The organism is Marinobacterium alkalitolerans, from assembly GCF_017776525.1.
Lineage (GTDB): Bacteria > Pseudomonadota > Gammaproteobacteria > Pseudomonadales > Balneatricaceae > Marinobacterium > Marinobacterium alkalitolerans.
Genome location: NZ_JACVEW010000016.1, coordinates 49,069 through 74,033, shown reverse-complemented (window position 1 = coordinate 74,033; position 24,965 = coordinate 49,069). Strand labels below are relative to the sequence as shown.

Genomic DNA, 24,965 nt, shown 5'->3' with positions numbered 1-24,965 from the left:
AACTCTTGACTGGTGGAACTATGCAGCGTTCAGTAAACGAGTTTCTATACCCACGTCACATTGACGTGCAGGAGATCAGCAAGACCCGTGCGAAAGTGACTCTCGAGCCGCTTGAGCGTGGGTTCGGCCACACTCTGGGCAATGCGCTGCGCCGTATCCTGCTCTCTTCCATGCCGGGATGTGCCATCTCGGAAGTTGAGATCGAAGGTGTACTGCACGAGTACAGCAGCATCGAGGGTGTTCAGGAGGATGTCATTGAGATCCTGCTGAACCTCAAAGGTGTTGCCATCGCTCTGCACAACGGTGATGAAGCGCTCCTGACGCTTTCCAAATCGGAAGCGGGAGTTGTGACCGCTGGTGATATCCAGCTGAATCAGGACGTCGAGGTTGCCAACCCCGACCACGTGATTGCACACCTGAACCCGGGTGCCACACTGAACATGCAGCTGCGTGTGACCCGTGGCCGTGGCTATGTGCCTGCTGATGCACGCACCAGCGACGAAGATGAAACTCGTGCCATTGGTCGTCTGCTGCTGGATGCCAGCTACAGTCCTGTTCTGCGCGTGTCTTATGCAGTAGAAAGTGCACGTGTAGAACAGCGTACCGACCTGGATAAACTGGTAATCGATATCGAGTCTAACGGCACTATCGATCCAGAAGAGTGTATCCGTCGTGCAGCTACTATTCTGCAGCAGCAGCTGGTCGTATTCGTAGACCTTGAAGATGCTGGTGAGCAGACCCGTTCTGAGCCGGACGAGCCGGAGATCGATCCTGTTCTCCTGCGCCCGGTCGACGATCTGGAGCTGACTGTACGTTCCGCGAACTGTCTGAAAGCAGAGCAGATCTACTACATTGGTGACCTGATTCAGCGCACCGAAGTAGAACTGCTGAAGACTCCTAACTTGGGCAAGAAATCCCTGACCGAGATCAAGGATGTGCTGGCGTCCAAGGGCCTGTCTTTGGGCATGCGCCTTGAAAACTGGCCGCCGGCCAGCCTGAAAGGCGACGATAAAGTCGCCTCTTGAGTCTGATTTTCAGCCCTAAGTTGTAAAGGATTTAGAAAATGCGTCATCGTAAATCTGGTCGACACTTAAATCGTACAAGTGCGCACCGCAAAGCGATGTTCAAGAACATGGCAGTCTCCCTGTTCGAGCACGAGCTGATCAAGACCACTCTGCCGAAAGCGAAAGAACTGCGCCGTTTTGCTGAGCCACTGATTACTCTGGCCAAGACTGACTCGGTTGCTAACCGTCGTCTGGCGTTCTCCCGTACTCGCAGCAACGAAGCTGTTGGTAAGCTGTTCAACGAGCTGGGTCCGCGTTACGCGAACCGTCCCGGCGGTTATGTTCGCATTCTGAAATGCGGCTACCGTGCAGGTGACAAGGCTCCGATGGCTTACGTCGAGCTGGTTGATCGTCCTGCTGGCCAGGCTGTTGCCGACGAAACTGAATCTTCCGAAGATTAAGTTTCAGGCATTAAAAAACCCGGACTCCTCAGGGACTCCGGGTTTTTTTGTGCCTGTTTGCAGCGGTTGGGTGGCAGCCAGCCCGAGGCCGGCTGCGTCCAGGTTCAGAGAATTGGCTTCAGGAAGCGCCCGGTGTGAGAGGCTTCAACCTCTGCAACCTGTTCCGGTGTTCCGGTGGCGATAATCTGACCGCCGCCACTGCCGCCCTCGGGCCCCAGATCCACAATCCAGTCGGCGGTTTTGATCACATCCAGGTTGTGTTCGATCACGACGATGGTGTTGCCGTGGTCCCGCAGGCGATCCAGTACCGTGAGCAGTTGCTGGATATCGTAGAAGTGCAGCCCGGTTGTGGGCTCGTCCAGTATGTACAGCGTCTTGCCGGTATCACGCTTGCTCAGCTCGCGTGCCAGTTTCACGCGCTGCGCTTCACCGCCGGACAGTGTGGTGGCAGCCTGACCCAGCCGGATATAGCTCAGCCCCACATCAATCAGCGTCTGCAGGCGTCTTGCCAGTGCGGGTATGGCATCGAAGAACTCGCGTGCATCTTCGACGGTCATCTCCAGCACTTCATCGATGCTTTTACCCTTGTACTGCACTTCGAGTGTTTCCCGGTTGTACCGCTTGCCCTTGCAGACATCGCAGGGGACATAGACATCAGGGAGGAAGTGCATCTCGACCTTGATCACCCCGTCGCCCTGGCAGGCCTCACAGCGTCCGCCCTTTACATTGAAGCTGAAACGGCCCGGCTTGTAACCGCGTGAGCGCGCTTCCTGAGTGCCGGCAAAGAGTTCGCGGATAGGGGTAAAAATACCGGTATAAGTGGCTGGGTTGGAACGCGGAGTGCGGCCGATGGGGCTCTGGTCGATGTCGATCACCTTATCCAGATGCTCGAGGCCTTCGATGCTTTCATACGGCGATGCGTCCAGCGTCGTGGCATGGTTCAGCACCTGCGCCGTCACCGGATAGAGCGTGGTGTTGATCAGAGTCGATTTGCCGGAACCGGATACGCCGGTAATACAGGTCATCAGGCCCAGCGGGATCTCCAGATCAACTGACTTCAGGTTGTTCCCGGTGGCGCCGTTGAGCTTGAGCATGCGGTCGGGATCGATCGCCTTGCGGGTAGCGGGTACTTCGATGCGCCGGCTGCCGCTGAGGTATTGGCCGGTAACCGATTCCGGTGTATCCATGATGGTTTGCGGTGAACCGGCGGCGATCACCTGGCCACCGTGTACACCGGCCCCCGGACCGATGTCGATCAGGTAATCAGCCTTGCGGATGGCGTCTTCGTCATGCTCAACGACGATCACGGTATTGCCGAGATCGCGCAGGTGTTCCAGCGTATGCAGCAGCCGTTCGTTGTCGCGCTGATGCAGGCCGATGGAGGGCTCATCAAGTACGTACATGACGCCAACAAGGCCGGCACCGATCTGACTCGCCAGACGAATGCGCTGCGCTTCACCGCCTGACAGGGTTTCCGCACTGCGCTCCAGCGACAGATAGTCCAGTCCTACATTGACCAGGAAGGTGAGTCGCTCACGGATCTCCTTCAGGATTTTCTCCGCGATTTCGCCCTGCTTGCCACTCAGGCTGAGCTGCTGGAAATAGTGCTGTGCCTGGCCGATGGGCAGACGCACCAGGTCAGGCAGGGTCTGCCGGTCGATGAATACATGACGGGCATCACGTCGCAGTCGGCTGCCATGACAGCTGGGGCAGGCATGCATGTTCAGGTATTTGGCCAGATCGTCCCGCACGGTCTCGGATTCGGTTTCCCGGTAGCGGCGTTCCAGGTTATTGATAACCCCTTCAAACGGGTGCATTTTCTTCACCCGTTCGCCGCGGTCGTTGCGGTAGTAAAAAGCGACGGGCTCATCACCCGACCCGTGCAGCACGACCTTTTGCTGCTCCGCTGTCAGGTTTTCATAGGGCGTATCCAGGTCAAAGCCGTAATGCTCGGAAACGGCCTGCAATTGCTGGAAGTAGTACAGGCTGCGTTTGTCCCAGCCGCGGATAGCGCCCTGAGCCAGAGTCAGTGTCGGGTCCTGAATCAGCTTGCGGGCATCGAAATACTGCTTCACCCCCAGGCCGTCACAGGAGGGACAGGCGCCGTGCGGGTTGTTGAAGGAAAAAAGCCGCGGCTCAAGCTCCTGGATACTGTGTCCACAGGTCGGGCAGGCGAAGCGGGCCGAAAAGACCATCTCCTCGAGCCCGTCTTCCATCGGAATGACGCGGGCAATCCCGTCGGTCAGATCCAGTGCGGTCTCGAAGGATTCCGCCAGACGGGTCTGCAGATCATCCCGTACCTTGATGCGGTCCACCACGACTTCGATGTCATGCTTCTTGTTCTTGTCCAGCGCCGGCATGTCGTCCAGGTCGACCACCAGCCCATCGACGCGAGCACGGACAAAACCCTGGCTGCGGAGCTGGTCGATGAGGTGCAGGTGCTCACCCTTGCGGCCTTGAATCACCGGTGCCACCAGCATCACCTTGCTGCCTTCCGGCAGGGCCAGTACCTGGTCGACCATCTGACTGATGGTCTGGGCTGCCAGTGGCAGGTCATGATCGGGACAGCGCGGTTCACCGGCCCGTGCGAACAACAGACGCAGGTAATCATAGATCTCGGTGATGGTACCGACGGTTGAGCGCGGGTTGTGTGAGGTGGACTTCTGCTCGATGGAGATCGCCGGTGACAGGCCTTCGATATGGTCCACATCGGGCTTTTCCATCATGGACAGAAACTGGCGGGCATAGGTGGATAGAGACTCGACGTAGCGCCGCTGGCCTTCCGCGTAGAGGGTATCGAAAGCCAGAGAGGATTTTCCCGATCCTGACAGGCCCGTGATGACGATTAACTGGTCGCGCGGGATATCGAGGTCTACATTCTTCAGGTTGTGGGTGCGCGCACCCCGTACCAGAATATTGTCCATTATTGCTCCGCTGTCGCTGCAAAAGGTCCATTATAGAGCTTTGCCCGCAGCGGCTAAACCACAGCCTTGGCTGCGCGTGCACGGGGCACGACAGCCTTACTATCCAAAGCGGCGGTATGCTATTCTGAACGTTTGAATCCAGCGGCAGGATGCTGCAGATATGAACAACCGAAAACGGGAGAGAACTAGATGGCGCGTGGTATTAACAAGGTCATTCTTGTAGGCAATTTGGGGGCGGACCCGGAAGTGCGCTACATGCCCAGTGGCAATGCGGTGACCAACGTGAACCTGGCGACCAGCGACAGCTGGAAGGACAAGCAGACCGGTCAGATGCAGGAGCGTACCGAATGGCACCGGGTGGTGTTCTTCAATCGTCTGGCTGAAATCGCCGGTGAATACCTGCGTAAGGGCTCCAAGGTATACGTTGAGGGTTCTCTGCGTACGCGCAAATGGCAGGGTCAGGACGGCCAGGACCGCTACACCACCGAAATCGTTGCCAGTGAAATGCAGATGCTGGACAGCCGCGGTGGCGAGGGCGGTGGTTATGCACCTCAGGGCGATTCCATGGGCTATGGCCAGCCCCAGCAGCAGGCGCCGCGTCGTCAGCCGCAACAACCGCCGCAGCAGCCTCAGCAGCAGGCACCCCAGTCCCAGCAGCCGCCCGCACCGGGCTTTGACGACTTCGACGACGACATTCCGTTCTGATCAAGTCGCCACGTGCCGGTGCAAGCCCCTGTTTAGCAGGGGCTTTTGTATTTATGGGCGGTTAATTTTTTGCACTGCAGCAGGTGTGCAGCGCATTTGAATAGGGTATGCTCGAGTTATGTCTACCCATTCAAACAGGCATTAGAGAAGAGTCAGGTCGAGTTCATCCCCTATGGTCGCCAGCGCATATACACTTTCCGCCAAGGTGCTTATTTGTGGAGCCAATGGTCAGGTCGGCCATGCGCTCGCCGAGCTATTGGAGAAGGCCCCCGGTATTGAGGCGGTTCCCATGAGCCGTCGGCAACTCGATATCACCTCCACCGATGCTGTTTACAAACAGCTTGAAAAACACCTGCCCGATTATGTGATCAACTGTGCCGGTTTTAACCGGGTCGATGCGGCTGAGCGTCAGCCGGATCAGGCCATGGCCGTGAACCGGGACGGGCCGGCTCTGCTTGCCGCAGCCTGTGCTGCGCTGTCGATTCCGCTGATTCACCTTTCCTCCGACTATGTGTTTGATGGGCACTACGCCAGTGGCTACAGCGAGGATGATGAACCCGCACCGCTGGGTGTGTTTGGTCGCAGTAAATGGGAGGGGGAAGAGCAGATACGCCAGCATCAGCCTCAGCACCTGATTCTGCGGGTGAGCTGGATCTTCAGTGCTCGCGGCCACAACTATCTGTTGCGCATCCTGGAGCAGGCCCGTCAGCAGGCCGTTATTGATGCCGCTGACGACCGTCGCGGCTGTCCCACCTCGGCCGATGATGTGGCGCGTGTGCTCTTGGCCATGTTGCGGCAGCTGACCTGCGGCATTGATGTCTGGGGCACCTATCATTATTGCGGAGCCGAGATCACGACCCGCTACGGGTTCAGTGAGGCTATTCTGGCAGCGGTGCGACAGTATGAAGAACTGAAGGTGGAAAGCCTGAGGGCGGTTGCGACAGCGGATATGCACCCGCTGGTGGAACGTCCCGCGTCCTCGGTCCTGAAATGCCGCAAACTGCTGTCCACTTTTGGCATCCGCCAGCGCCCCTGGCGCTCGGAGCTTCAGCGAGTCATTCCCGACATCTACGGCGAGTAACGCGGGCCGCCGGCGGCGCGGCTAGAATATCCCCAGTGTCGGGGAGCGTGTGATGGCGACCCCCAACATATATCCCACACTGGCCAGCGCCCCCAGCAGTGCTAGACTTCTTGTACGCAGGTTGCGCCCGCGCTTGAGTGCAACCGTACCGAAACCGATGTACGCCACCAGCCCCAGTATCTTGGCGGTCAGCCAGTGATGCGTCAGCGGGTACTGGGAAATCGTCAGCATCAGGCCAATAGCGCTCAGCAGCAGCAGGGTATCAATCACATGCGGTGTAACCTTGAGCCAGCGCGCCTTCAACGCCCCGGGCCAGGCATACATGCAAAGTGCACGCAGTAAAAACAGTGTGATGCTCAACCCGACCAGTGTCAGGTGGGTGTGCTTCAGCATGAGATATACATTCAATTTGGCTACATTCCTATAACTGATTTCTATTTTCGACCTATACTGCTGCAAGGACCGTCGAGAGACAGGTCGCGTATACAAGAACTATAACGGGCGCGCACGGTCTTTTGAATCATGACACAACAGACAGACTCACTGGTCGATGGCTTCGGCCGACATATCCACTATCTGCGAATGTCCGTCACGGACCGCTGTGACTTCCGCTGTGTGTACTGCATGAGCGAAAACATGCAGTTCCTGCCTCGCGAACAGATACTGACGCTGGAAGAGATGCTGCGACTGTCGCAGGTATTCGTGTCGCTGGGGGTGCGCAAGTTGCGCCTGACAGGCGGTGAGCCGCTGGTACGTCGTAACCTGATGTGGCTGATGGAACAGCTGGGCGAGCTGCCGGCCGAGCTGGTGATGACCACCAACGGTTCCCAGCTGAGCCGGTTCGCGACAGATCTGGCCGGTGCCGGCGTGAGTCGGCTCAACATCAGTCTGGATACCCTGCAGCCGGAGCGTTTCCGCCAATTGACCCGCACCGACCGCCTCGAACAGGTCCTGAAGGGCATTGATGCGGCCTGTAATGCGGGCTTCAAGCGCATCAAGCTCAATACGGTCGTGCTGAAAGGGCGCAATGATGACGAAGTGCCCGCGCTGGTTGAGTTTGCCCGCCAACGCGGCCTGGACATCAGCTTCATCGAAGAGATGCCGCTTGGGCATATCAGTGAGCACGCCCGTGCCGAAACCTTCTGCTCCAGTGAGGAGCTGCGTGAACGCCTGTCAGCGCGTTACGAACTGCTGCCAACGGCGGAGCGTACCGGTGGCCCTTCACGCTACTACCGCATGCCGGACAGCGAGAGCCGTATCGGCTTCATCTCCCCGCACAGCCATAATTTCTGTGGTGACTGTAACCGGGTCCGTCTGACGGCGGAAGGGCGGTTGCTGTTGTGCCTCGGCAATGAGCACTCGCTGGATCTGCGTGCACTCCTGCGTGCCGGCGCAGATGATGATGCGCTCAGGGAAGCCATCATCGGGTCGATGGCCATCAAGCCGGAACGTCACCATTTCAATCTCGATGAAGAACCCCAAATCCTGCGTTTCATGAATATGACCGGCGGCTAGGCGTCGGCGTTAAGGAGAGACTGTGACCGAATCAATGCAGCCGCTGGATATTGCGGTATTGACCATTTCCGATACCCGTACCCCTGAAACCGACAGCTCGGGCGACCAGCTGGTCCAACGCCTGACGGAAGCGGGGCACCGCCTCGCTGATCGGGCGATCGTCCCGGATGATGTGTACCGGATCCGGGCCCAGGTATCGGTCTGGATTGCAGACCCGCGTGTGCAAGTCATTGTAAGCACCGGCGGCACCGGGTTTGCGCTGCGCGACTCGACTCCGGAAGCGGTTGCCCCTCTGTTCGACAAGTCGGTGGACGGCTTCGGTGAACTCTTTCGTCAGGTCTCCCATGACGAGATCGGCAGCTCCACCATCCAGTCCAGAGCGCTCGCGGGGCTGGCCAATGGTACCCTGATCGCCTGCCTGCCGGGCTCAACGGGGGCCTGCCGCACCGGCTGGGATCGGATCCTGCACGAGCAGCTGGACAGCCGTCACCGTCCCTGCAACTTCGTGGCCCTCCTTCAGGCAGCACGGGAGCGGGCTGAATGAGCGATTTGATGCCACTGGAAGAGGCACTGGATCGATTGCTCAGCCGGATTCCATTGCCTTCCGCAACGGAAGAGGTTCCGCTAGGGGAGGCGCTGGGGCGTGTACTGGCCGAGCCGGTCAGCGCGGCCACCGATGTGCCCCCCGCGGATAACAGCAGCATGGATGGCTATGCACTGGCGGGCCGGGATTTCCGCCCGGGCGAGCCCATGCCCATATCACAGCGTATTGCCGCCGGCTGTGCACCTGAGCCGCTGCGTGCGGGTACGGCGGCGCGCATCTTCACGGGTGCCGAAATTCCCCCGGGAGCGGATGCCGTGGTGATGCAGGAACAGGCAGAAGCAGAGGGCGGGCAGGTGCGCATCTTGGCCGAGATCAAACCCGGTCAGAATATTCGTTCACGAGGGCAGGATATGGCAGCCGGCACGCCATTACTGGAAGCGGGTGTGATGCTGCGGCCCCAGACGCTGGGCGTGCTGGCGTCGACCGGTATTGAGCGGGTCAGGGTGTACCGGCGTCCCAGTGTGGCCCTCCTGTCGACGGGGGACGAGCTGGTTCAGCCGGGACAGGCGCTGGGCCCCGGGCAGATCTATGATGCCAACCGGTTCCTGCTCACCGGCCTGCTGCAGCAGGCCGGGGTGGTGGATATTCGTCCGATGCATGTACCCGATGCGGCGGAGCCTACTGCACAGGCATTGCGGGAAGCCGCCCGGGCGGACCTGATTCTGTCCAGTGGCGGTGTATCCGTCGGCGAGGAAGACCACGTCAAGGCACAGGTGGAAGCGCTGGGCGAACTGAACATCTGGCGCATCCGGGTGAAGCCCGGCAAGCCCTTTGCCGCCGGTCGTGTGGGCGATACACCGTTTATCGGTTTGCCCGGTAATCCGGCGTCCAGTCTGGTGACCTTCTGCCTGCTGGCGTTGCCGGCTCTGCACCGTTTGCAGGGGCGCCAGGTGCAGCCGCCCTGGCAGTTGCAGCTGCCGGCCGGCTTCAGTCGTGAGCAGCCCCAGACACGGGACGAGTTCCTGCGGGTACGGGTTGAAAACGGACGCTTGCTGCCACAGGGAAACCAGAGCTCAGGCGTACTCAGCAATACGCTTGAGGCATCGGGCCTGGCACGGGTGCCGGCAGAGACCTCGGTGGCTGAAGGCCAGTTACTGACCTTCATGCCGTTCAGCAGTCTGTGCGGGTAAGCCGCCCAGACTGCAAAACAGCGCTATAACAGGGTAAAATGTGCGCTTTTGAGAAGCTAGAGGCTCAAGCCCCGCGCATGAACGCACAAAACCAGGTTACAGATCCCTTCCAGTCGATCCGTCCCTACCGGGATAACGAAGTTGAGGCGGTGCTGCAGCGCCTGATACGCGATGACGAGTGCATCTCGGCACTGACGCGATATCAGTTCCCGCGTGCATCCAGCAGCTTTGGCTGGCTGTTGAAGCCGCTGGTGCGTATTGCCGTTGCGGCGCGCGTGGGTGATATCGAGGATGTGCAGAGCTTCCAGATGCTGGTCGCCGACTATATGCAGAAAATGATTGCGCGTACGACCACACGTGTCAGCTGCTCCGGCCTGGAACGCCTGGACCCCAACGAAGCCTACCTGTTTGTGTCCAACCACCGTGATATCGCCATGGATCCGGCCTTCGTCAACTGGGTGCGGCATCAGGGCGGCATGTCCACGGTGCGCATCGCCATAGGGGATAACCTGCTGCGCAAGCCCTATGTCTCCGATCTGATGCGCCTGAACAAGAGCTTCATCGTCAACCGCTCGGCCAAGGGGCGCGAGCTGATGACGGCGCTGAACCAGTTGTCATCCTATATCGATCACAGCGTCTGCAACGGACATTCGGTCTGGATCGCCCAGCGTGAAGGGCGCGCAAAGGATGGCAATGACCGCACCGATCCGGCGCTGATGAAGATGTTCTACATGTCGCACCGCAAGCAGCGCAGCCTGTCTGAAATGGTCGAGCGGCTGAATATCGTGCCGGTGGCCATCTCCTACGAACTGGATCCCTGTGATGCGCTCAAGGCCGAAGAGCTTGCCGCGATCGCGTTGCACGGGGCCTACGAGAAAAGCGAGTTTGAAGATATCGCCAGCATCGTGCGGGGTATCACCGGTGACAAGGGAGCGGTTCACGTCGGTTTTGGTGAGCCGCTGGAAGGCACATTCGACTCACCGGAAGCCCTGGCTGCCGAGATCGATCGTCAGATTTACCTGAACTACCGACTGCATCCGAGCAATCTGGCTGCGGCCGGCGAAAGTGTCACGGCGGAACAGCAGGCCGCGTTTGACGCCCGTCTGGCGTCCGTCAGCGAAGAGGCACGTCCCTTCCTGCAGGCGATGTACGCCAACCCGGTACGCAACTACCATCTGGCCCAACAGGAGGGCGCATGAGCGAGCTGACACATCTGGACTCCCGTGGCGAAGCCCGCATGGTGGATGTGAGTGACAAGGCGGTGACCGTACGTGAAGCTGTGGCGCAGGGCCGGGTGCGCATGCAGCCCGAGACGCTCAACCTGATTCAGGAGGGCGGTCATCCCAAGGGGGACGTGCTGGCGGTTGCCCGCATAGCCGGCATTCAGGCGGCCAAGAAAACCTCGGATCTGATTCCCCTGTGCCACCCGCTGATGCTCAGTTCGGTCAAGGTTGAGCTGCAGCCCGACCCTGATCAGTCCGCTGTCCTGATTGAGGCGCGCTGCCGACTCAGTGGGCAGACCGGTGTAGAGATGGAAGCCCTTACGGCAGTGAGTGTCGCGGCGCTCACCCTGTACGACATGTGCAAGGCGGTCGACAAGGGCATGACGATCGAGGGCGTCGAGCTGATGCAGAAAACCGGCGGCAAGAGTGGCGACTGGCAGCGGGGGGACAACACATGAAACTGGTGTACTTTGCCCGCGTGCGCGAACAGCTGGGCTGTGATGAAGAACTGCTGGAGCGACCGGACGGTGTGGAAACGCTGGGAGATCTGGTGAATTGGCTGGCGCAGGCACGGGGTGAACCCTGGGCCAGGGTGCTGACCGCGCCCGATCTGATCTATGCCCTGAATCAGGAGGTGGCGAGTGCCGATGCCCGTCTGTCCGATCAGGATGAAGTCGCGTTTTTTCCACCGGTAACAGGAGGCTGAGGTGACAACACCCAAGGCCCGACCGCTGCTGTTTTTGCGGTCACTGCTGTATTACGCCGGTTTTTATCCGGTCACCATGGTGTATGCGTTTATCTGTCTGCTGATAGGACCGCTGCTGCCCTTTCGCCCCCGTTTCGCATTTCTGACGCTGATTAATTACTTCTATATCGCTTGGCTGCGGATCTGCTGTGGCGTGAAGGTCGAGGTCAGAGGCCGCGAGCACCTGCCCAAAGAGGGCAGTTATGTGGTCATTGCCAATCATCAGAGCGAATGGGAAACACTGTATTTCCAGTTGCTTATCCGTCCTCAGGCCGTTGTACTCAAGCGTGAACTGCTGCGCATCCCGCTGTTTGGCTGGGCGCTGGCGCTGCTCAAGCCGATTGCGCTGGATCGGAGCAAGCGCCGCGGGGCCCTCAAGCAGCTGCTGGAGCAGGGCAAGGCGCGTCTGGAAGAGGGGGTTCCCCTGTTGATCTTCCCGCAGGGGACGCGAGTACCGGTGGGCAAGCTGGGCAAGCTGAACAAGGGCGGTGCCATGCTGGCGGTCAGCAGCGAAGTGCCGATTGTACCGGTGGCACATAATGCCGGCCTGTTCTGGCCAGGCAAGTCCTTTATCAAATACCCCGGCACCGTTGAGGTCGCCGTTGGCCCGGCTATTGAAACCCGGGGCAAAAGCGTTGATGAAGTGCATGACGCCAGTACCGAATGGCTGGAGCAGGCGATGCGCCGTCAGGGCAGTCTGGACTGACTCCCGTCGGACATCAGGCATAAAAAAACCGCTCAATGAGCGGTTTTTTTGTATCGGCAGCAGGCCAGATGTCAGTCTTCGTACTTCTCGAATACCAGCGTGGAGTTGGTACCGCCGAAGCCGAAGCTGTTGGACATGACGCGCTTGAGGTCCACACCGTCCTTGCGTTCGGTGATGACCGGCATGCCTTCGGCTTCCGGATCCAGATCTTCGATGTTGGCCGATGCACAGATGAAGTCGTTCTGCTGCATCAGGATCGAGTAGATCGCTTCCTGCACGCCGGTGGCGCCCAGTGAGTGGCCGGTCAGCGACTTGGTGGAGCTGACGGGCGGCATGTCGTCACCGAAGGTCTCCTTCATCGCCTTCAGTTCCTGAATGTCACCGGCAGGCGTAGAGGTACCGTGGGAGTTGATGTAGTCGATCTTGCCGTCCACGGTGGACATGGCCTGCTGCATGCAGCGAACAGCGCCTTCGCCGGACGGAGCGACCATGTCGTAACCGTCAGAGGTCGCGCCGTAGCCAACCAGTTCGGCGTAGATCTTGGCGCCACGTGCCTTGGCGTGTTCCAGCTCTTCCAGCACCAGCATGCCGGCACCGCCTGCAATGACGAAACCGTCACGGTTGGCGTCGTAGGCGCGGGATGCCTTTTCCGGCGTTTCGTTGTACTTGCTGGACAGCGCACCCATGGCATCGAACATGACACTCAATGACCAGTGCAGCTCTTCACCGCCACCGGCAAAGATGACGTCCTGCTTGCCCAGCTGAATCTGCTCCATGGCGTTGCCGATACAGTGTGCGCTGGTGGCACAGGCCGACGTGATGGAGTAGTTGATACCCTTGATCTTGAAAGGGGTTGCCAGGCAGGCCGATACGGTAGAGCCCATGGTGCGGGTGACGCGGTAGGGACCTACGCGGCGTACGCCCTTGGTGCGCAGAATATCCGCGGTTTCCACGATGTCAGCCGAGGATGCACCGCCGGAGCCAGCGATCAGGCCGGTACGGACATTGGATACCTGGTCTTCACTCAGGCCGGAATCTTCTACGGCCTGCTTCATGGCCAGGTAGGCGTAGGCAGAAGCGTTGCCCATAAAACGGCGCAGCTTGCGGTCAATCAGGGCATCCAGATCGATGTCAATGCTGCCTGCTACCTGGCTGCGGAACCCCAGCTCTTTGTATTCAGGCTGGAATTTGATACCGGAACGGCCCTGCTTCAATGAATCCAGGACGGCTTCCTGATCATTACCCAGGCAGGAAACGATTCCCATACCGGTCACTACAACGCGTCGCATGTGTAGCCTCTCTTCAACTCGTTCAGAACTATCAGTCTTATTATATGGCAATCCGACAGGGTGGCCTAAGGCCGCCCTGGATCAGAAATTGTCGGTCTGCTTGAACAGGCCGACACGCAGATCCTTTGCGGTATAGATGACGCGGCCATCAACTGCCACGGTGCCATCAGCAATACCCATTACCAGCTTGCGCTCGATAACGCGCTTGAGCTCAATATGATAGGTCACTTTCTTGGCTTCTGGCAGAACCTGCCCCGTGAATTTGACCTCGCCGGAACCCAGAGCGCGACCGCGGCCTTCATTGCCTCGCCAGCCCAGGAAGAAGCCGACCAGCTGCCACATGGCATCCAGTCCCAGACAGCCGGGCATGACCGGATCGCCCGGGAAGTGGCACTCGAAGAACCAGAGGTCGGGATGGATATCCAGTTCAGCAATGATTTCGCCCTTGCCGTACTGGCCTCCCTCGGCATTGATCTCGAGGATGCGGTCCAGCATCAGCATGTTGCCAACCGGCAGCTGAGCATTGCCCGGGCCGAACATTTCGCCGTGGCCGCACTGCAGCAGCTCTTCGCGTTCAAATGAAGAAGGTCGTGTCATAAGAAACCGTATTTTTAGAGGCATTTCATCAAGATTTGGCCGATTATACCGGTTTGCGCGCATTCAGGCACGAGCTGAGTCATGTAAATTCCTCATTCTCGCGCAATCCGCACGGCGGTATCAGGGCAGGATCAGCCAGTAAGGGTGTGGGGGCTGGCAACGGGTGTGCAGGGCGGGCCCGGTCAGTACCCGCCGGTAGCGACATGCAGGGATCAGCGGGTACGGTCCAGCGCCTGCTCGGTCAGGGTGATCAGGGTATCGCGGAAAGAGCTTGCGGGCAGGGCGTCCAGCGCGTCAATGGCCTTGTTCAGCTCGGCTGCCGCCTGCTTGCGTGTGTAGTCGATGGAGCCGGTACGCTGCACGATATCCAGCACCGGCTGCAGGTCGTCGAGCCCGCCTTCGCGGATGGCACGGCGCACCAGTTTGCGATCTTCCTCGCTGCCTTCACGCATGGCGTGGATCAGCGGCAGCGTGGCCTTGCCTTCGGCCAGGTCATCGCCCACGTTCTTGCCCATGGTGGCGCTGTCGGACAGGTAATCCATCAGGTCGTCCACGATCTGGAATGCGATGCCCATATGACGGCCGTACAGGCGCAGGGCTTCACGCTCGGCGGCAGGGGCGTCTGCCAGAATGGCACCGACCTCGGTCGCGGCTTCAAACAGCATGGCCGTTTTGCCCAGAATGACCTGCATGTAGGCCTCTTCCGTGGTGTCCGGGTTGCGCTGGTTCAGCAGCTGCAGGACTTCCCCCTCCGCGATCACGGTGGTGGCATTGGAGATCACCTGCATGATTTCCATGCGGCCGATCTCGACCATCATCTGGAAGGCACGGGAATAGAGGAAGTCTCCGACCAGCACGCTGGGTGCATTACCCCAGGTGGCATTGGCCGTTGCATTGCCGCGGCGCAATTCGGAGTTGTCCACAACATCGTCATGCAGCAGCGTGGCGGTGTGAATGAACTCGATGACCGCGGCCAGCGGAATGTGATGATCGCCCTTGTAGCCACAGGCGTTGGCGCTGAGCAGAACCAGCAGCGGGCGCAGGCGTTTGCCACCGCCAGAGACGATATGGTGGCCGATTTTCTCAACCAGCGGCACGTTGGAACCAAGGTGGTTGAGGATATAGTCGGTAACGGCGTCAAACTGCGGCTCTATGGCCGGATTTAGCTGGTGTGGCTGCATCGGGACGGGTTCTATATGTGGATCAACACCCGCCGCATGCTAGGGGGCGGGGTGGGGGGTGTCAAGCACAGGGCCAGTCAGGGCACGCGGACACCACTAAAAACATGCTGAGTCCTTGCGCAGTTGGGGCGATTGCAGTAAAATTTCGCGCCTTAAACCTGTCCACCGACGCTCCCTACCATAGGGTGCCAGAAGCCGGTCGGCTTCGGCCATTAGAAGTAGGTTTCGTATCCAGTAGCCGGATAGGTTAAACCTTGGAGAAAAGCATGTTTGCAGTAATCGTAAGCGGCGGTAAACAGTACCGTGTGCAGGAAGGTCAGACTCTGAAACTCGAGAAGCTGGCTGCCGACGCTGGTTCCAGCATCGAATTCGACCGTGTTCTGCTGGTCGGCAATGGCGACGACATCAAAGTCGGCGCGCCGGTTGTTGACGGTGCCAAAGTGGCTGCAGAAGTTGTCGGTCATGGCCGCGGCGAAAAGGTCAACATCATCAAGTTCCGTCGTCGTAAGCACCACATGAAGCGTCAGGGTCACCGTCAGTGGTTCACTGAAGTGAAAATCACTGGCATCAGTGCCTGATAAACCGAATTAGGAGATTGAAGAATGGCTCATAAGAAGGCTGGTGGTTCAACGCGTAACGGACGCGACTCGGAATCGAAACGCCTCGGCGTTAAGCGCTTCGGCGGTCAGGCCGTTACCGCGGGCAACATCCTGATCCGTCAGCGTGGCACCAAGTTCCACGCCGGTGAAAACGTAGGTCTGGGCAAGGACCACACTCTGTTCGCCAAAGCGGACGGTGTTGTCAAGTTCGAGACCAAAGGCCCTCACGGCCGCAAATTCGTCAGCGTCGTTCCTGCCTAAGCCGGAATCTTCGCTGTACCGAAAAGCTCCGCCCAGGCGGAGCTTTTTTCGTTCTGAGCCCGGTGCAAGCAAGGCCGGGCGCCGCTTCTCGGGGTATACTCTGACGGGGTGGTGTATTCAAAGGGTTGGAGGTGACGATGAAATTTGTCGATGAGGCAACCATTACGGTGGAAGCCGGCAAGGGAGGCAACGGGTGTCTGAGCTTCCGGCGCGAGAAATACATTCCCAAGGGTGGCCCGGACGGCGGTGACGGTGGTGATGGCGGTTCCGTTTATGTGGAAGCGGATGAGTCGCTGAATACGCTGATCGACTACCGATTCACTCGCCGCTACAAGGCGGAGAACGGTGAAGCCGGCAGCGGCCGTAACTGCACGGGTGCCAAGGGTGAAGATATGACCCTCAAGGTGCCGGTGGGGACCACGGTGGTTGATGTGGATACCAATGAGGTATTGGCGGACCTGACCCGTGTCGGTCAGCGCGAGAAAATTGCGCAGGGCGGCTTCCATGGTCTGGGCAACACGCGCTTCAAGAGCAGTGTGAACCGTACCCCGCGCCAGACCACCAAGGGCAGCGAAGGTGAGTTGCGCCAGTTGCGACTGGAGCTGAAGGTGTTGGCGGACGTGGGTCTGCTGGGGTTGCCCAATGCGGGCAAGTCCACCCTGATTCGCTCTATCTCGGCCGCGCGGCCGAAGGTGGCGGACTATCCCTTTACCACGCTGGTGCCCAATCTGGGTGTGGTGCGCACCGAGTCGCATCGCAGCTTCGTGGTGGCGGATATCCCCGGTATCATCGAGGGTGCGGCCGAGGGTGCCGGTCTGGGGATTCGCTTCCTCAAGCACCTGGCGCGCAACCGAGTGCTGCTGCACCTTGTGGATATGGCGCCCTGGGATGAAAAGACACCGGCTGAGGCGGCCCTGACCGCCGTGCGCGAGCTGGAGAAATTCAGCCCCACGCTGGCCGAGCAGCCGCGCTGGTTGCTGCTTAACAAGCTGGACCTGCTGCCGGAAGAGGAGCAGGAAGCGGCCTGTCAGGCGGTGATCGACGCGCTGGGATGGACCGGTCCGATCTACCGCATTTCGGCGCTCAACAAGACAGGCCTGACACCGCTGGTGCATGATCTGCAGGAGTATCTGGATGCGCGTGCCGAAGCGGCGGCGGAAAATCCGGAGCTGCTGGAAGAAGAGCGCCGTATCCGTGCCATCATCGATGAAGAGGCACGGGAAAACCTGCGCCGCCTGAAAGCGGAAATGCGTGCGCGGCGTGAAGCGGAAGATAATCTGGATGATGATGACTTCGACGATGATGATTACGACGTCGAAGTGGAGTATGTGCGCTGACGGAGTGTAACAAGTGACAGCGGGACGCAAGGGGTTGGCCCAGCCGGGGCGCTGGGTGGTCAAAATCGGCAGTGCCTTGCTGACCAATGACGGTCAGGGGCTGGATCAGGGCGCCATCGCCGGCTGGGTCGACCAGCTGGTGGAGTTGACGCGCCGGGGTGTTGAGGTTGTGCTGGTATCGTCCGGTTCGGTCGCTGAAGGCATGACGCGTCTGGGCTGGTCCGAGCGACCGCGTGAGGTCTTTCGTCTGCAGGCCGCCGCCGCAGTTGGGCAGATGGGGCTGGTGCAGGCCTATGAGGCCAACTTCCGCCGTCACGGCATGCATACGGCGCAGGTGCTGCTGACACACGACGACATGTCCAACCGCAAGCGTTACCTGAATGCGCGCTCGACCCTGCGCACGCTGATCGAAATGGGTGTCGTGGCGGTGGTGAACGAGAACGATACCGTCGTCACCAGTGAAATCCGTTTCGGTGACAACGATACCCTGGGGGCGCTGGTCGCCAATGCGGTTGAGGCCGATGCGCTGATTCTGCTGACCGATCAGCAGGGGCTGTATACCGCTGATCCGCGCAACAACCCGGATGCCCGTTTGATTCCCGAAGCGATGGCCGGTGATGACCGTCTGACGGCCATGGCCGGTGGTGGTGGCAAGCTCGGTCGCGGTGGCATGGCGACCAAGGTGCGGGCCGCCAAGCTGGCAGCGCGTTCGGGGGCGGTCACGGTGATTGCCAGCGGGCGTGAACCGGATGTGCTGCTCAAGCTGCATTCGGCCGAGCAGGTTGGCACGCTGTTGCTGCCGGAGCGTGAGCCCATGGCGGCGCGCAAGCAGTGGATCGCCGGTCATCTGCAGGCGCGTGGCACGCTGGTGCTGGATGCGGGAGCGGTCAAGGCGCTGGTTGAGCGCGGCAAGAGTCTGCTGCCGGCCGGGGTGCGCTCTGTCACGGGTGATTTCTCGCGTGGCGAGATGGTCATCATGATGGATGAATCCGGGCGTGTGGTGGCGCGAGGTCTGGCCAACTATGGTGCCGAGGATGCGGTCCGCATTATCGGTCGCCCCAGTCAGGCGATTGAGGAAGCGCTGGGCTTCATGGGAGAGGAAGAGCTGGTGCACCGGGATAATCTGGTGCTGGCGTGAAGCCATTGATGGAACAACGCCAACGAACAGGCACAAAAAAACCGGCATTTGCCGGTTTTTTTGTGCCTTGCCAGTGGGCCTGTCTTACGCCATCGCTTTGATGCGAGCGGCCAGACGGCTCTTGGTGCGGGCAACCTTGTTCTTGTGGATGATGCCCTTGGTTACGGAGCTGTCCATAACCGGCTGAGCGGCTTTGAAAGCTTCCTGGGCAGCAGCCTGGTCACCGCTTTCGATGGCAGCAACAACTTTTTTCATGTACGTGCGCGCCATGGAGCGCAGGCTAGCGTTGTGCTGACGACGCTTCTCCGCCTGACGAGCGCGTTTTTTGGATCCTGCGGAATTAGCCACGATCCGGCTCCTTCAATAATTGGGTTGATCAGAAAACGGCGATGCAGTGCCGAAAAATTAGACGCGACATTATTCATGCAGGACGCTTGAATGTCAACTAAATGACCACGTCAGAACGCAGACTTTGTCTGTTTCCTAAACAGGGCTATGATCGACGCGGATTTTGACGAGGCAACCGGGAGGCCAGGTGGCGGACAACGAGAAAAACGAAGGCGGTGGACTGCTGCGCTCCAGCAGTGTGGTAGGCATCATGACGATGCTGTCGCGGGTGCTGGGGCTGGTGCGTGACGTGGTGATTGCGGGCTATTTTGGTGCCAGTGGCAGTGCGGATGCCTTTTTTGTCGCCTTCAAGATTCCCAACTTTCTGCGCCGGCTGTTTGCAGAAGGAGCCTTCTCGCAGGCATTCGTGCCGGTGCTGTCGGAATATCGCAGCCAGCGCGATCTGGCCGCGGTGCAACAGCTGGTCTACCGCGTGTCCGGTGCGCTCGGCTCGGTGCTGGTGCTGGTCACCCTGCTGGCGGTGTTGGGGGCGCCTGCACTGGCGGCGCTCTTTGCCCCCGGGTTTTATCTGGCCGGTGGTGAAAAGTTTGCGCTGGCCTCCGATATGCTGCGCATCACCTTTCCCTACCTGCTGTTGATCTCCATGACCGCCTTCTGTGGCGCCATCCTGAACAGCTACGGGCGTTTTGCGGTTCCTGCGTTTACCCCGGTGCTGCTGAACCTCAGCCTGATCGGCTCGGCCGTCTGGTTGAGCCCCCTGATGGAAACGCCGGTGATGGCGCTGGCCTGGGGGGTGATGATGGCCGGTGCGGTGCAGCTGCTGTTCCAGTTGCCTTTCCTTGCCCGGCTGCAACTCTTGCCCATACCGCGCCCGAATTTCCGGGACGAGGGCGTGCGGCGTATTCTCAAGCTGATGCTGCCGGCCCTGTTTGGTGTCTCGGTCGCGCAGATCAACCTGCTGCTGGATACGGTACTGGCGTCCTTCCTGCAGACCGGCAGTGTATCCTGGCTCTACTATTCCGATCGTTTGTCCGAACTGCCGCTGGGTGTATTTGGCATCGCCATCGCCACCGTCATCCTGCCCAGCCTGTCACGCAACCATGCCAGTCAGGATCCGCAGCGCTTTGCCCGCACCCTGGACTGGGCGATCCGCATGGTGCTGCTGATCGGCCTGCCGGCGGCGCTGGCGCTGGCGGTGCTGGCCGAGCCTCTGATCGCAACCCTGTTCCACTATGGCCAAATGACCGACCGTGACGTGCTGATGTCCGCCATGAGCCTGCGCGCCTACGCTTTTGGCCTGCTCGCGTTCATGCTGATCAAGGTGCTGGCGCCGGGTTATTTCTCGCGCCAGGATACGGCCACGCCGGTCAAGATCGCGGTCAGGGCGATGGTGGCCAACATGGTGTTCAACCTGATTCTGATCTGGCCGCTCGACCACGCGGGCCTCGCGCTGGCAACCTCCCTGTCCGCGTTCCTGAACGCCGGCTGGCTGCTGCAGGGGCTGATTCGCGAGCGGGTGTTCCAGTGGCAGACCGGCTGGGGATTGATGCTCACGCGCCTGCTGAGCGCCTCCGTGGCGATGGTGGCCGTACTGGTGCTGATCCAGATGCAGCTGGGCGACTGGCTGGAGGCCGGTCTCTGGGCCCGTGTACAGTGGATGGCTCTGCTGGTTGTGGCCGGGGTTGGCAGCTACCTGCTGGTGCTGGTGGTGATGGGGCTCAGACTGCGCCATCTGCGCAGTTGAGTATTTTATGAGCGGTACTCGACACCGGCTTAGTACGGTATACTGCGCAGTCCACATTTTTGGCGCTGGTTCAGCAACTGCATGGAACTGATACGAGGCTTACACAATTTGCGTGACCGGCATCGTGGCTGTGTAGCCACGATCGGCAATTTTGATGGTGTTCATCTGGGCCACCGCAAGGTGCTGGCGCAGGTGAAGGCGAAGGCCGCCGAGCTGGGTTTGCCCAGTGTTGCCATCATCTTTGAGCCGCAGCCGCGCGAGTTTTTTGGCGGCGACAAGGTCCCGGCACGCCTGACACGCTTTGACGAAAAGGTGCGCCTGTTGGCCGCTGAAGGCGTAGATCGTGTGCTCTGCCTCACGTTCAACGCACGTCTGCGCCAGATGTCGGCACTGGAGTTCATCGACGAGCTGCTGCTGAAGGGGCTCGCGGTGGAGCACTTTGTCGTGGGCGATGACTTCCGTTTCGGCTGTGATCGCCGCGGCGACTTCAACATGCTGATCGAAGCCGGCCAGCGCCACGGCTTTACCGTCGAGCATACCGCCACTTTCATGCTGGAAGGTGAGCGTGTCAGCAGCACCCGTATCCGCAATGCCCTGCAGGCGAAAGACTTTGCCATGGCGGAGCACCTGCTGGGCTGGCGTTATGCCGTTACCGGGCGTGTGATGCACGGCCAGAAACTGGGCCGTCAGCTGGGCGTGCCCACGGCCAACGTGCGCATGCACCGCTATCCCTGCCCGCTGCGGGGCGTTTACGCCGTCCACGCCCTGCTGGATGGACAGCGGCTCAAGGGTGTGTGCAACGTGGGGATGCGCCCGACTGTCAACGGGCGGCAACCGGTGCTGGAAGTACACCTGCTGAATTACAGCGGAGAGGAGATCTACGGCCGCCTGATGCGTGTCGAATTCCTCCATTTTATTCGGGATGAGTGCGCCTTTGATGGTATCGAGGCACTCAAGGCCCAGATCGAAACCGATATTGACCATGTCCGTGCCTGGTTTGACCAGGCGATCCGAGACTGACTTACCTCTGGAAGCGACCTGTTATGACCGATTACAAAGCCACACTGAACCTGCCGGAAACGGCCTTTCCGATGCGCGGCAACCTGCCCAAGCGCGAACCGGGCTGGCTGGAGCACTGGGACAAGATCGATCTTTACCGCCAGCTGCGCGAAGAGGGCAAGGGGCGCAAGACGTTTATCCTGCATGACGGACCTCCCTACGCCAATGGCAGCATTCACATAGGTCACGCGGTCAACAAGGTGATCAAGGACATGATCATCAAGTCCAAGACCCTGAGCGGTTTTGACGCTCCCTACGTGCCGGGCTGGGACTGCCATGGTCTGCCGATCGAGCACAAGGTCGAGACCCTGATCGGCAAGGCCGGAGACAAGGTCCCCTACCGCGAGTTTCGTCAAAAGTGCCGTGAGTATGCCGCTGAACAGGTCGCCGGGCAGAAAGCGGACTTCATTCGTCTGGGGGTACTGGGTGACTGGGACAATCCCTACCTGACGATGAACTTCGACACCGAAGCCAACATCGTGAGGGCGCTGGGCAAGATCATCGAGAACGGTCATCTGGTCAAGGGCTACAAGCCGGTCTACTGGAGCGTGGTGGGCCAGTCGGCACTGGCCGAAGCGGAAGTGGAATACCAGGACAAGACCTCCACCGCCATCGACGTGCGCTTCACTTTCGTGGAACAGGACAAGGTACTGGCCCTGTTCGGCGCCGAGGCCGTGGAAACACCGGTCTCCGTGGTGATCTGGACCACCACTCCCTGGACCATCCCGGCCAACCAGGCCGTCTCCATCAACGGCAACCTGGATTACGCGCTGGTAGAAGCGCACACCGAACAGGGGCTGGACCGCATGGTGCTGGCGGCCGAAATGGTGGATGACATCATGGCCCGCTGGGGTGTGGACAAATACGAAGTGCTGGCGACCTGCAACGGCAGTGCGCTGGAGCTGCTGCAGCTCAAGCACCCGATCTACGACAAGCAGGTGCCGCTGATTCTGGGCGATCACGTCACCACCGATGCCGGTACCGGTGCGGTGCATACGGCACCCGACCACGGCGTGGAAGACTTCATGGTCGGTCAGGCGTACGGCCTGAGCACCCTGAATCTGGTACAGGCCAACGGTACCTACACCGATGCGGCCGGCGAGTTTGCCGGTGTGCACGTGTACAAGGCCGATGGTCCGGTGTGCGAAGCGCTTGAGCGTGAAAGCAAACTGGTCCATATGAAGCGCTTCCAGCACAGCTACCCGCACTGCTGGCGCACCAAAACCCCGCTGATTTACCGCGCCACGCCACAGTGGTTCGTGTCCATGGAAGCCAAGGGTCTCAAGAGCCAGGCGCTGGATGCGATCAAGGGCGTGCAGTGGTTCCCGGAGTGGGGCCAGAACCGCATCGAATCCATGGTGGATCAGAGCCCGGACTGGTGTGTCTCCCGTCAGCGCACCTGGGGCGTGCCGATCACCGTGTTTACCCACAAGCAGACCGGTGAGCTGCACCCGCGTACCACTGAACTGATCGAGCAGGTTGCACAGCATATCGAGCAGGGCGGCATCGACGCCTGGTTCGAGCTGGATGCGGCCGAACTCCTGGGTGTTGAAGCAGCCGACTACGACAAGGTCACCGATACCCTGGATGTCTGGTTCGATTCCGGTGTCACCCATCATGCGGTCCTGCGTGAACGCGAGGGGCTGAGCTTCCCGGCCGACATGTACCTGGAGGGCTCCGACCAGCACCGCGGCTGGTTCCAGTCATCGCTGAAAACCTCCATCGCAATCAATGGCTGTGCGCCCTACAAGCAGGTGCTGACCCACGGCTTTACCGTCGACGAGAAGGGCTACAAGATGTCCAAGTCGCTGGGGAACGTGATTGCGCCCCAGGAAGTGACCGACACACTGGGCGCCGACATTCTGCGTCTGTGGGTTGCTTCGACCGACTACTCCGGCGAAATGGCCGTGTCCAAGCAGATTCTGCAGCGCACCGCCGACAGCTACCGTCGTATCCGCAACACCTCGCGCTTCCTGCTGGCCAACCTGAACGGCTTTGACCCGGCCACCGACTCCGTGGCTGCCGCCGACATGCTGGCACTGGATCGCTGGGCCGTGGATGCTGCCGCACGTCTGCAGGACAAGGTCGTTGAGGCCTACGACAGCTACCGCTTCCTCGACGTGTATCAGCAGGTGCACCACTTCTGTGTGCAGGAACTGGGTGGCTTCTACCTGGATATCATCAAGGACCGTCAGTACACCACCAAGCCGGACTCGCTGGCCCGCCGCTCCTGCCAGACGGCGCTGTTCCACATCGCGCAGGCACTGGTGCGCTGGGTGGCGCCGATCCTCAGCTTTACCGCCGAAGAGATCTACGCCGCGCTGCCGGGTGAAAAACGCGACTCCGTTCTGCTGACCACCTGGTATGACGGTCTGTTCCGTCTGGCCGAAGACGACCCGTTCGGCAGCGACTTCTGGCAGCGCGTGATGGCCGTGAAAGGGGCCGTCAACAAGTGCCTGGAAGATGCACGTAACGAGAAGCTGGTGAAGGCCTCGCTGGCCGCTGAAGCGACGCTGTTCGTGGATGACGACCTGCGCGCCGACCTGGCGCGTCTGGGCGAGGAACTGCGCTTTGTACTGATCACCTCCGAGGCCGGCCTGAAGCCGCTGTCCGATGCCGGTGAGCAGGCTCGCACCACGGACGTGGAAGGTCTGAAAGTGGCGGTAGCGGCGTCCGAACACGCCAAGTGCGGTCGCTGCTGGCACCACCGCGAAGACGTGGGCAGCCACGCCGAGCACCCGGAACTCTGTGGCCGCTGCGTGACCAACGTGGACGGTGAGGGTGAACAGCGCGACTTTGCCTGATGAATGACGCCCCCATTGAACGGTCCGATGCCAGCGCGCTGCGCTGGCTCTGGCTGACCCTGCTGGTACTGGTGGTCGATCTGGGCACCAAACATCTGGCCGACCGTCTGCTGACCTACGCCGATCCGGTGCCACTGCTGCCGGTGTTCGATCTGACCCTGCTGTACAACACCGGTGCGGCGTTCAGCTTTCTGGCAACGGCCGGTGGCTGGCAGCGCTGGCTGTTCGTGGTCATCGCCGTTGGCATGAGCCTGTTCCTGCTGCACTGGATGTGGCGCACCCCCTTTGCCCAGCGGGCGCTGGGGATCGGGCTGGCGCTGGTGCTGGGCGGTGCTCTGGGTAACCTGTTTGACCGTACCGTGCATGGGCACGTGGTGGACTTCATCTCGCTGCACTGGTCGGGCTATTACTTCCCGGCCTTCAACATTGCCGACTGTGCCATCACGGTGGGCACATTGCTGCTGTTGCTGGACATGTTCTGGCCCGGCAGCCGCACTTCTGAACACTAGG

The 24,965-nt window shown here is 60.2% G+C and carries 25 protein-coding genes; 19 read left to right on the top strand and 6 right to left on the bottom strand.

Features of this window, described 5'->3' with window-relative positions:
- Positions 1-20 precede the first annotated feature (20 nt).
- Both H9C73_RS11245 and rplQ read left to right on the top strand, forming a co-directional pair.
- Entirely contained in the window at positions 21-1,025 is a 1,005-nt protein-coding gene (locus H9C73_RS11245) for a DNA-directed RNA polymerase subunit alpha (protein WP_209287924.1), read from the top strand.
- Between the two features lie 38 nt (positions 1,026-1,063).
- Positions 1,064-1,465 carry a 50S ribosomal protein L17 gene (gene rplQ / locus H9C73_RS11240; protein WP_209287923.1) on the top strand — a complete coding sequence of 134 codons (402 nt, stop codon included), beginning with the start codon at positions 1,064-1,066 and terminating at the stop codon, positions 1,463-1,465.
- 104 nt (positions 1,466-1,569) lie between these two features.
- Here rplQ and uvrA read toward each other — a convergent pair whose 3' ends face one another.
- Positions 1,570-4,389 carry an excinuclease ABC subunit UvrA gene (uvrA, locus tag H9C73_RS11235; RefSeq protein WP_209287922.1) on the bottom strand — a complete coding sequence of 940 codons (2,820 nt, stop codon included), beginning with the start codon at positions 4,387-4,389 and terminating at the stop codon, positions 1,570-1,572.
- 189 nt (positions 4,390-4,578) lie between these two features.
- On the opposite strand from uvrA, the gene ssb reads away from it, so the two are divergent.
- Both ssb and rfbD read left to right on the top strand, forming a co-directional pair.
- Positions 4,579-5,094, top strand: coding sequence for a single-stranded DNA-binding protein (ssb, locus tag H9C73_RS11230; protein ID WP_209287921.1), 516 nt, complete (start codon positions 4,579-4,581; stop codon positions 5,092-5,094).
- Between the two features lie 172 nt (positions 5,095-5,266).
- The gene (rfbD, locus tag H9C73_RS11225) at positions 5,267-6,175 is read left to right on the top strand and encodes a dTDP-4-dehydrorhamnose reductase (protein ID WP_209287920.1); all 909 of its coding nucleotides are present in this window, start codon (positions 5,267-5,269) and stop codon (positions 6,173-6,175) included.
- Between the two features lie 21 nt (positions 6,176-6,196).
- Here rfbD and H9C73_RS11220 read toward each other — a convergent pair whose 3' ends face one another.
- Positions 6,197-6,568 (bottom strand): SirB2 family protein, encoded by a 372-nt coding sequence (locus tag H9C73_RS11220; RefSeq protein ID WP_236014234.1) that lies wholly within the window; start codon positions 6,566-6,568, stop codon positions 6,197-6,199.
- Between the two features lie 129 nt (positions 6,569-6,697).
- Between H9C73_RS11220 and moaA the strand changes: the two genes are divergently transcribed.
- The 7 genes from moaA (at position 6,698) to H9C73_RS11185 (ending at position 12,098) form a co-directional block, all read left to right on the top strand.
- Positions 6,698-7,690, top strand: a complete 993-nt coding sequence (moaA, locus tag H9C73_RS11215) for a GTP 3',8-cyclase MoaA (protein ID WP_209287918.1) — start codon at positions 6,698-6,700, stop codon at positions 7,688-7,690.
- 34 nt (positions 7,691-7,724) lie between these two features.
- A complete protein-coding gene (gene moaB, locus H9C73_RS11210; protein WP_209287947.1) occupies positions 7,725-8,234 on the top strand; it encodes a molybdenum cofactor biosynthesis protein B in 510 nt (169 codons plus the stop codon).
- The gene (locus H9C73_RS11205) at positions 8,231-9,424 is read left to right on the top strand and encodes a molybdopterin molybdotransferase MoeA (RefSeq protein ID WP_209287917.1); all 1,194 of its coding nucleotides are present in this window, start codon (positions 8,231-8,233) and stop codon (positions 9,422-9,424) included. The genes moaB and H9C73_RS11205 overlap by 4 nt, the downstream gene beginning before the upstream one ends.
- Positions 9,425-9,501: 77 nt before the next feature.
- Positions 9,502-10,623 (top strand): 1-acyl-sn-glycerol-3-phosphate acyltransferase, encoded by a 1,122-nt coding sequence (locus H9C73_RS11200; RefSeq protein WP_209287916.1) that lies wholly within the window; start codon positions 9,502-9,504, stop codon positions 10,621-10,623.
- Complete coding sequence (gene moaC / locus H9C73_RS11195) at positions 10,620-11,105, top strand: cyclic pyranopterin monophosphate synthase MoaC (RefSeq protein WP_209287915.1); 486 nt, start codon at positions 10,620-10,622, stop codon at positions 11,103-11,105. The genes H9C73_RS11200 and moaC overlap by 4 nt, the downstream gene beginning before the upstream one ends.
- Entirely contained in the window at positions 11,102-11,353 is a 252-nt protein-coding gene (gene moaD, locus H9C73_RS11190) for a molybdopterin converting factor subunit 1 (RefSeq protein WP_209287914.1), read from the top strand. The genes moaC and moaD overlap by 4 nt, the downstream gene beginning before the upstream one ends.
- A gap of 1 nt (position 11,354) precedes the next feature.
- Entirely contained in the window at positions 11,355-12,098 is a 744-nt protein-coding gene (locus H9C73_RS11185) for a lysophospholipid acyltransferase family protein (protein WP_209287913.1), read from the top strand.
- 71 nt (positions 12,099-12,169) lie between these two features.
- Here the strand turns inward: H9C73_RS11185 and fabB are convergent, their stop codons facing one another.
- The 3 genes from fabB to ispB form a co-directional block, all read right to left on the bottom strand.
- Positions 12,170-13,387 carry a beta-ketoacyl-ACP synthase I gene (fabB, locus tag H9C73_RS11180; protein ID WP_209287912.1) on the bottom strand — a complete coding sequence of 406 codons (1,218 nt, stop codon included), beginning with the start codon at positions 13,385-13,387 and terminating at the stop codon, positions 12,170-12,172.
- An 81-nt stretch (positions 13,388-13,468) separates the two neighbouring features.
- A complete protein-coding gene (fabA, locus tag H9C73_RS11175; protein WP_209287911.1) occupies positions 13,469-13,984 on the bottom strand; it encodes a 3-hydroxyacyl-[acyl-carrier-protein] dehydratase FabA in 516 nt (171 codons plus the stop codon).
- 212 nt (positions 13,985-14,196) lie between these two features.
- Positions 14,197-15,165, bottom strand: coding sequence for an octaprenyl diphosphate synthase (ispB, locus tag H9C73_RS11170; protein ID WP_209287910.1), 969 nt, complete (start codon positions 15,163-15,165; stop codon positions 14,197-14,199).
- Positions 15,166-15,431: 266 nt separating this feature from the next.
- Here ispB and rplU point away from each other — a divergent pair, with 266 nt between their 5' ends.
- The 4 genes from rplU (at position 15,432) to proB (ending at position 18,500) form a co-directional block, all read left to right on the top strand.
- The gene (gene rplU, locus H9C73_RS11165; protein WP_209287909.1) at positions 15,432-15,743 is read left to right on the top strand and encodes a 50S ribosomal protein L21; all 312 of its coding nucleotides are present in this window, start codon (positions 15,432-15,434) and stop codon (positions 15,741-15,743) included.
- A gap of 24 nt (positions 15,744-15,767) precedes the next feature.
- A complete protein-coding gene (gene rpmA, locus H9C73_RS11160) occupies positions 15,768-16,025 on the top strand; it encodes a 50S ribosomal protein L27 (protein WP_209287908.1) in 258 nt (85 codons plus the stop codon).
- Between the two features lie 137 nt (positions 16,026-16,162).
- The gene (gene cgtA, locus H9C73_RS11155; protein ID WP_209287907.1) at positions 16,163-17,362 is read left to right on the top strand and encodes an Obg family GTPase CgtA; all 1,200 of its coding nucleotides are present in this window, start codon (positions 16,163-16,165) and stop codon (positions 17,360-17,362) included.
- A 13-nt stretch (positions 17,363-17,375) separates the two neighbouring features.
- Positions 17,376-18,500, top strand: coding sequence for a glutamate 5-kinase (gene proB / locus H9C73_RS11150; RefSeq protein ID WP_209287906.1), 1,125 nt, complete (start codon positions 17,376-17,378; stop codon positions 18,498-18,500).
- Between the two features lie 84 nt (positions 18,501-18,584).
- Here proB and rpsT read toward each other — a convergent pair whose 3' ends face one another.
- Entirely contained in the window at positions 18,585-18,848 is a 264-nt protein-coding gene (gene rpsT, locus H9C73_RS11145) for a 30S ribosomal protein S20 (protein ID WP_209287905.1), read from the bottom strand.
- Between the two features lie 187 nt (positions 18,849-19,035).
- Here rpsT and murJ point away from each other — a divergent pair, with 187 nt between their 5' ends.
- From murJ to lspA, 4 genes are all read left to right on the top strand, one after another.
- On the top strand, positions 19,036-20,592 hold the full coding sequence (gene murJ, locus H9C73_RS11140) for a murein biosynthesis integral membrane protein MurJ (protein ID WP_209287904.1): 1,557 nt from the start codon (positions 19,036-19,038) through the stop codon (positions 20,590-20,592).
- 81 nt (positions 20,593-20,673) lie between these two features.
- A complete protein-coding gene (gene ribF / locus H9C73_RS11135; protein ID WP_209287903.1) occupies positions 20,674-21,612 on the top strand; it encodes a bifunctional riboflavin kinase/FAD synthetase in 939 nt (312 codons plus the stop codon).
- A gap of 23 nt (positions 21,613-21,635) precedes the next feature.
- A complete protein-coding gene (ileS, locus tag H9C73_RS11130; protein WP_209287902.1) occupies positions 21,636-24,455 on the top strand; it encodes an isoleucine--tRNA ligase in 2,820 nt (939 codons plus the stop codon).
- A complete protein-coding gene (lspA, locus tag H9C73_RS11125) occupies positions 24,455-24,964 on the top strand; it encodes a signal peptidase II (RefSeq protein WP_209287901.1) in 510 nt (169 codons plus the stop codon). Before ileS ends, lspA begins: the two co-directional genes overlap by 1 nt.
- The last annotated feature ends 1 nt before the right edge of the window (position 24,965 follow it).

Coding starts and splice junctions, on each gene's coding strand:
- H9C73_RS11245 (WP_209287924.1), top strand. CDS start 21: ATGCAGCGTTCAGTAAACGAGTTTCTATACCCACGTCACATTGACGTG.
- rplQ (WP_209287923.1), top strand. CDS start 1,064: ATGCGTCATCGTAAATCTGGTCGACACTTAAATCGTACAAGTGCGCAC.
- uvrA (WP_209287922.1), bottom strand. CDS start 4,389: ATGGACAATATTCTGGTACGGGGTGCGCGCACCCACAACCTGAAGAAT.
- ssb (WP_209287921.1), top strand. CDS start 4,579: ATGGCGCGTGGTATTAACAAGGTCATTCTTGTAGGCAATTTGGGGGCG.
- rfbD (WP_209287920.1), top strand. CDS start 5,267: ATGGTCGCCAGCGCATATACACTTTCCGCCAAGGTGCTTATTTGTGGA.
- H9C73_RS11220 (WP_236014234.1), bottom strand. CDS start 6,568: ATGCTGAAGCACACCCACCTGACACTGGTCGGGTTGAGCATCACACTG.
- moaA (WP_209287918.1), top strand. CDS start 6,698: ATGACACAACAGACAGACTCACTGGTCGATGGCTTCGGCCGACATATC.
- moaB (WP_209287947.1), top strand. CDS start 7,725: ATGCAGCCGCTGGATATTGCGGTATTGACCATTTCCGATACCCGTACC.
- H9C73_RS11205 (WP_209287917.1), top strand. CDS start 8,231: ATGAGCGATTTGATGCCACTGGAAGAGGCACTGGATCGATTGCTCAGC.
- H9C73_RS11200 (WP_209287916.1), top strand. CDS start 9,502: ATGAACGCACAAAACCAGGTTACAGATCCCTTCCAGTCGATCCGTCCC.
- moaC (WP_209287915.1), top strand. CDS start 10,620: ATGAGCGAGCTGACACATCTGGACTCCCGTGGCGAAGCCCGCATGGTG.
- moaD (WP_209287914.1), top strand. CDS start 11,102: ATGAAACTGGTGTACTTTGCCCGCGTGCGCGAACAGCTGGGCTGTGAT.
- fabB (WP_209287912.1), bottom strand. CDS start 13,387: ATGCGACGCGTTGTAGTGACCGGTATGGGAATCGTTTCCTGCCTGGGT.
- fabA (WP_209287911.1), bottom strand. CDS start 13,984: ATGACACGACCTTCTTCATTTGAACGCGAAGAGCTGCTGCAGTGCGGC.
- ispB (WP_209287910.1), bottom strand. CDS start 15,165: ATGCAGCCACACCAGCTAAATCCGGCCATAGAGCCGCAGTTTGACGCC.
- rplU (WP_209287909.1), top strand. CDS start 15,432: ATGTTTGCAGTAATCGTAAGCGGCGGTAAACAGTACCGTGTGCAGGAA.
- rpmA (WP_209287908.1), top strand. CDS start 15,768: ATGGCTCATAAGAAGGCTGGTGGTTCAACGCGTAACGGACGCGACTCG.
- cgtA (WP_209287907.1), top strand. CDS start 16,163: ATGAAATTTGTCGATGAGGCAACCATTACGGTGGAAGCCGGCAAGGGA.
- ribF (WP_209287903.1), top strand. CDS start 20,674: ATGGAACTGATACGAGGCTTACACAATTTGCGTGACCGGCATCGTGGC.
- ileS (WP_209287902.1), top strand. CDS start 21,636: ATGACCGATTACAAAGCCACACTGAACCTGCCGGAAACGGCCTTTCCG.
- lspA (WP_209287901.1), top strand. CDS start 24,455: ATGAATGACGCCCCCATTGAACGGTCCGATGCCAGCGCGCTGCGCTGG.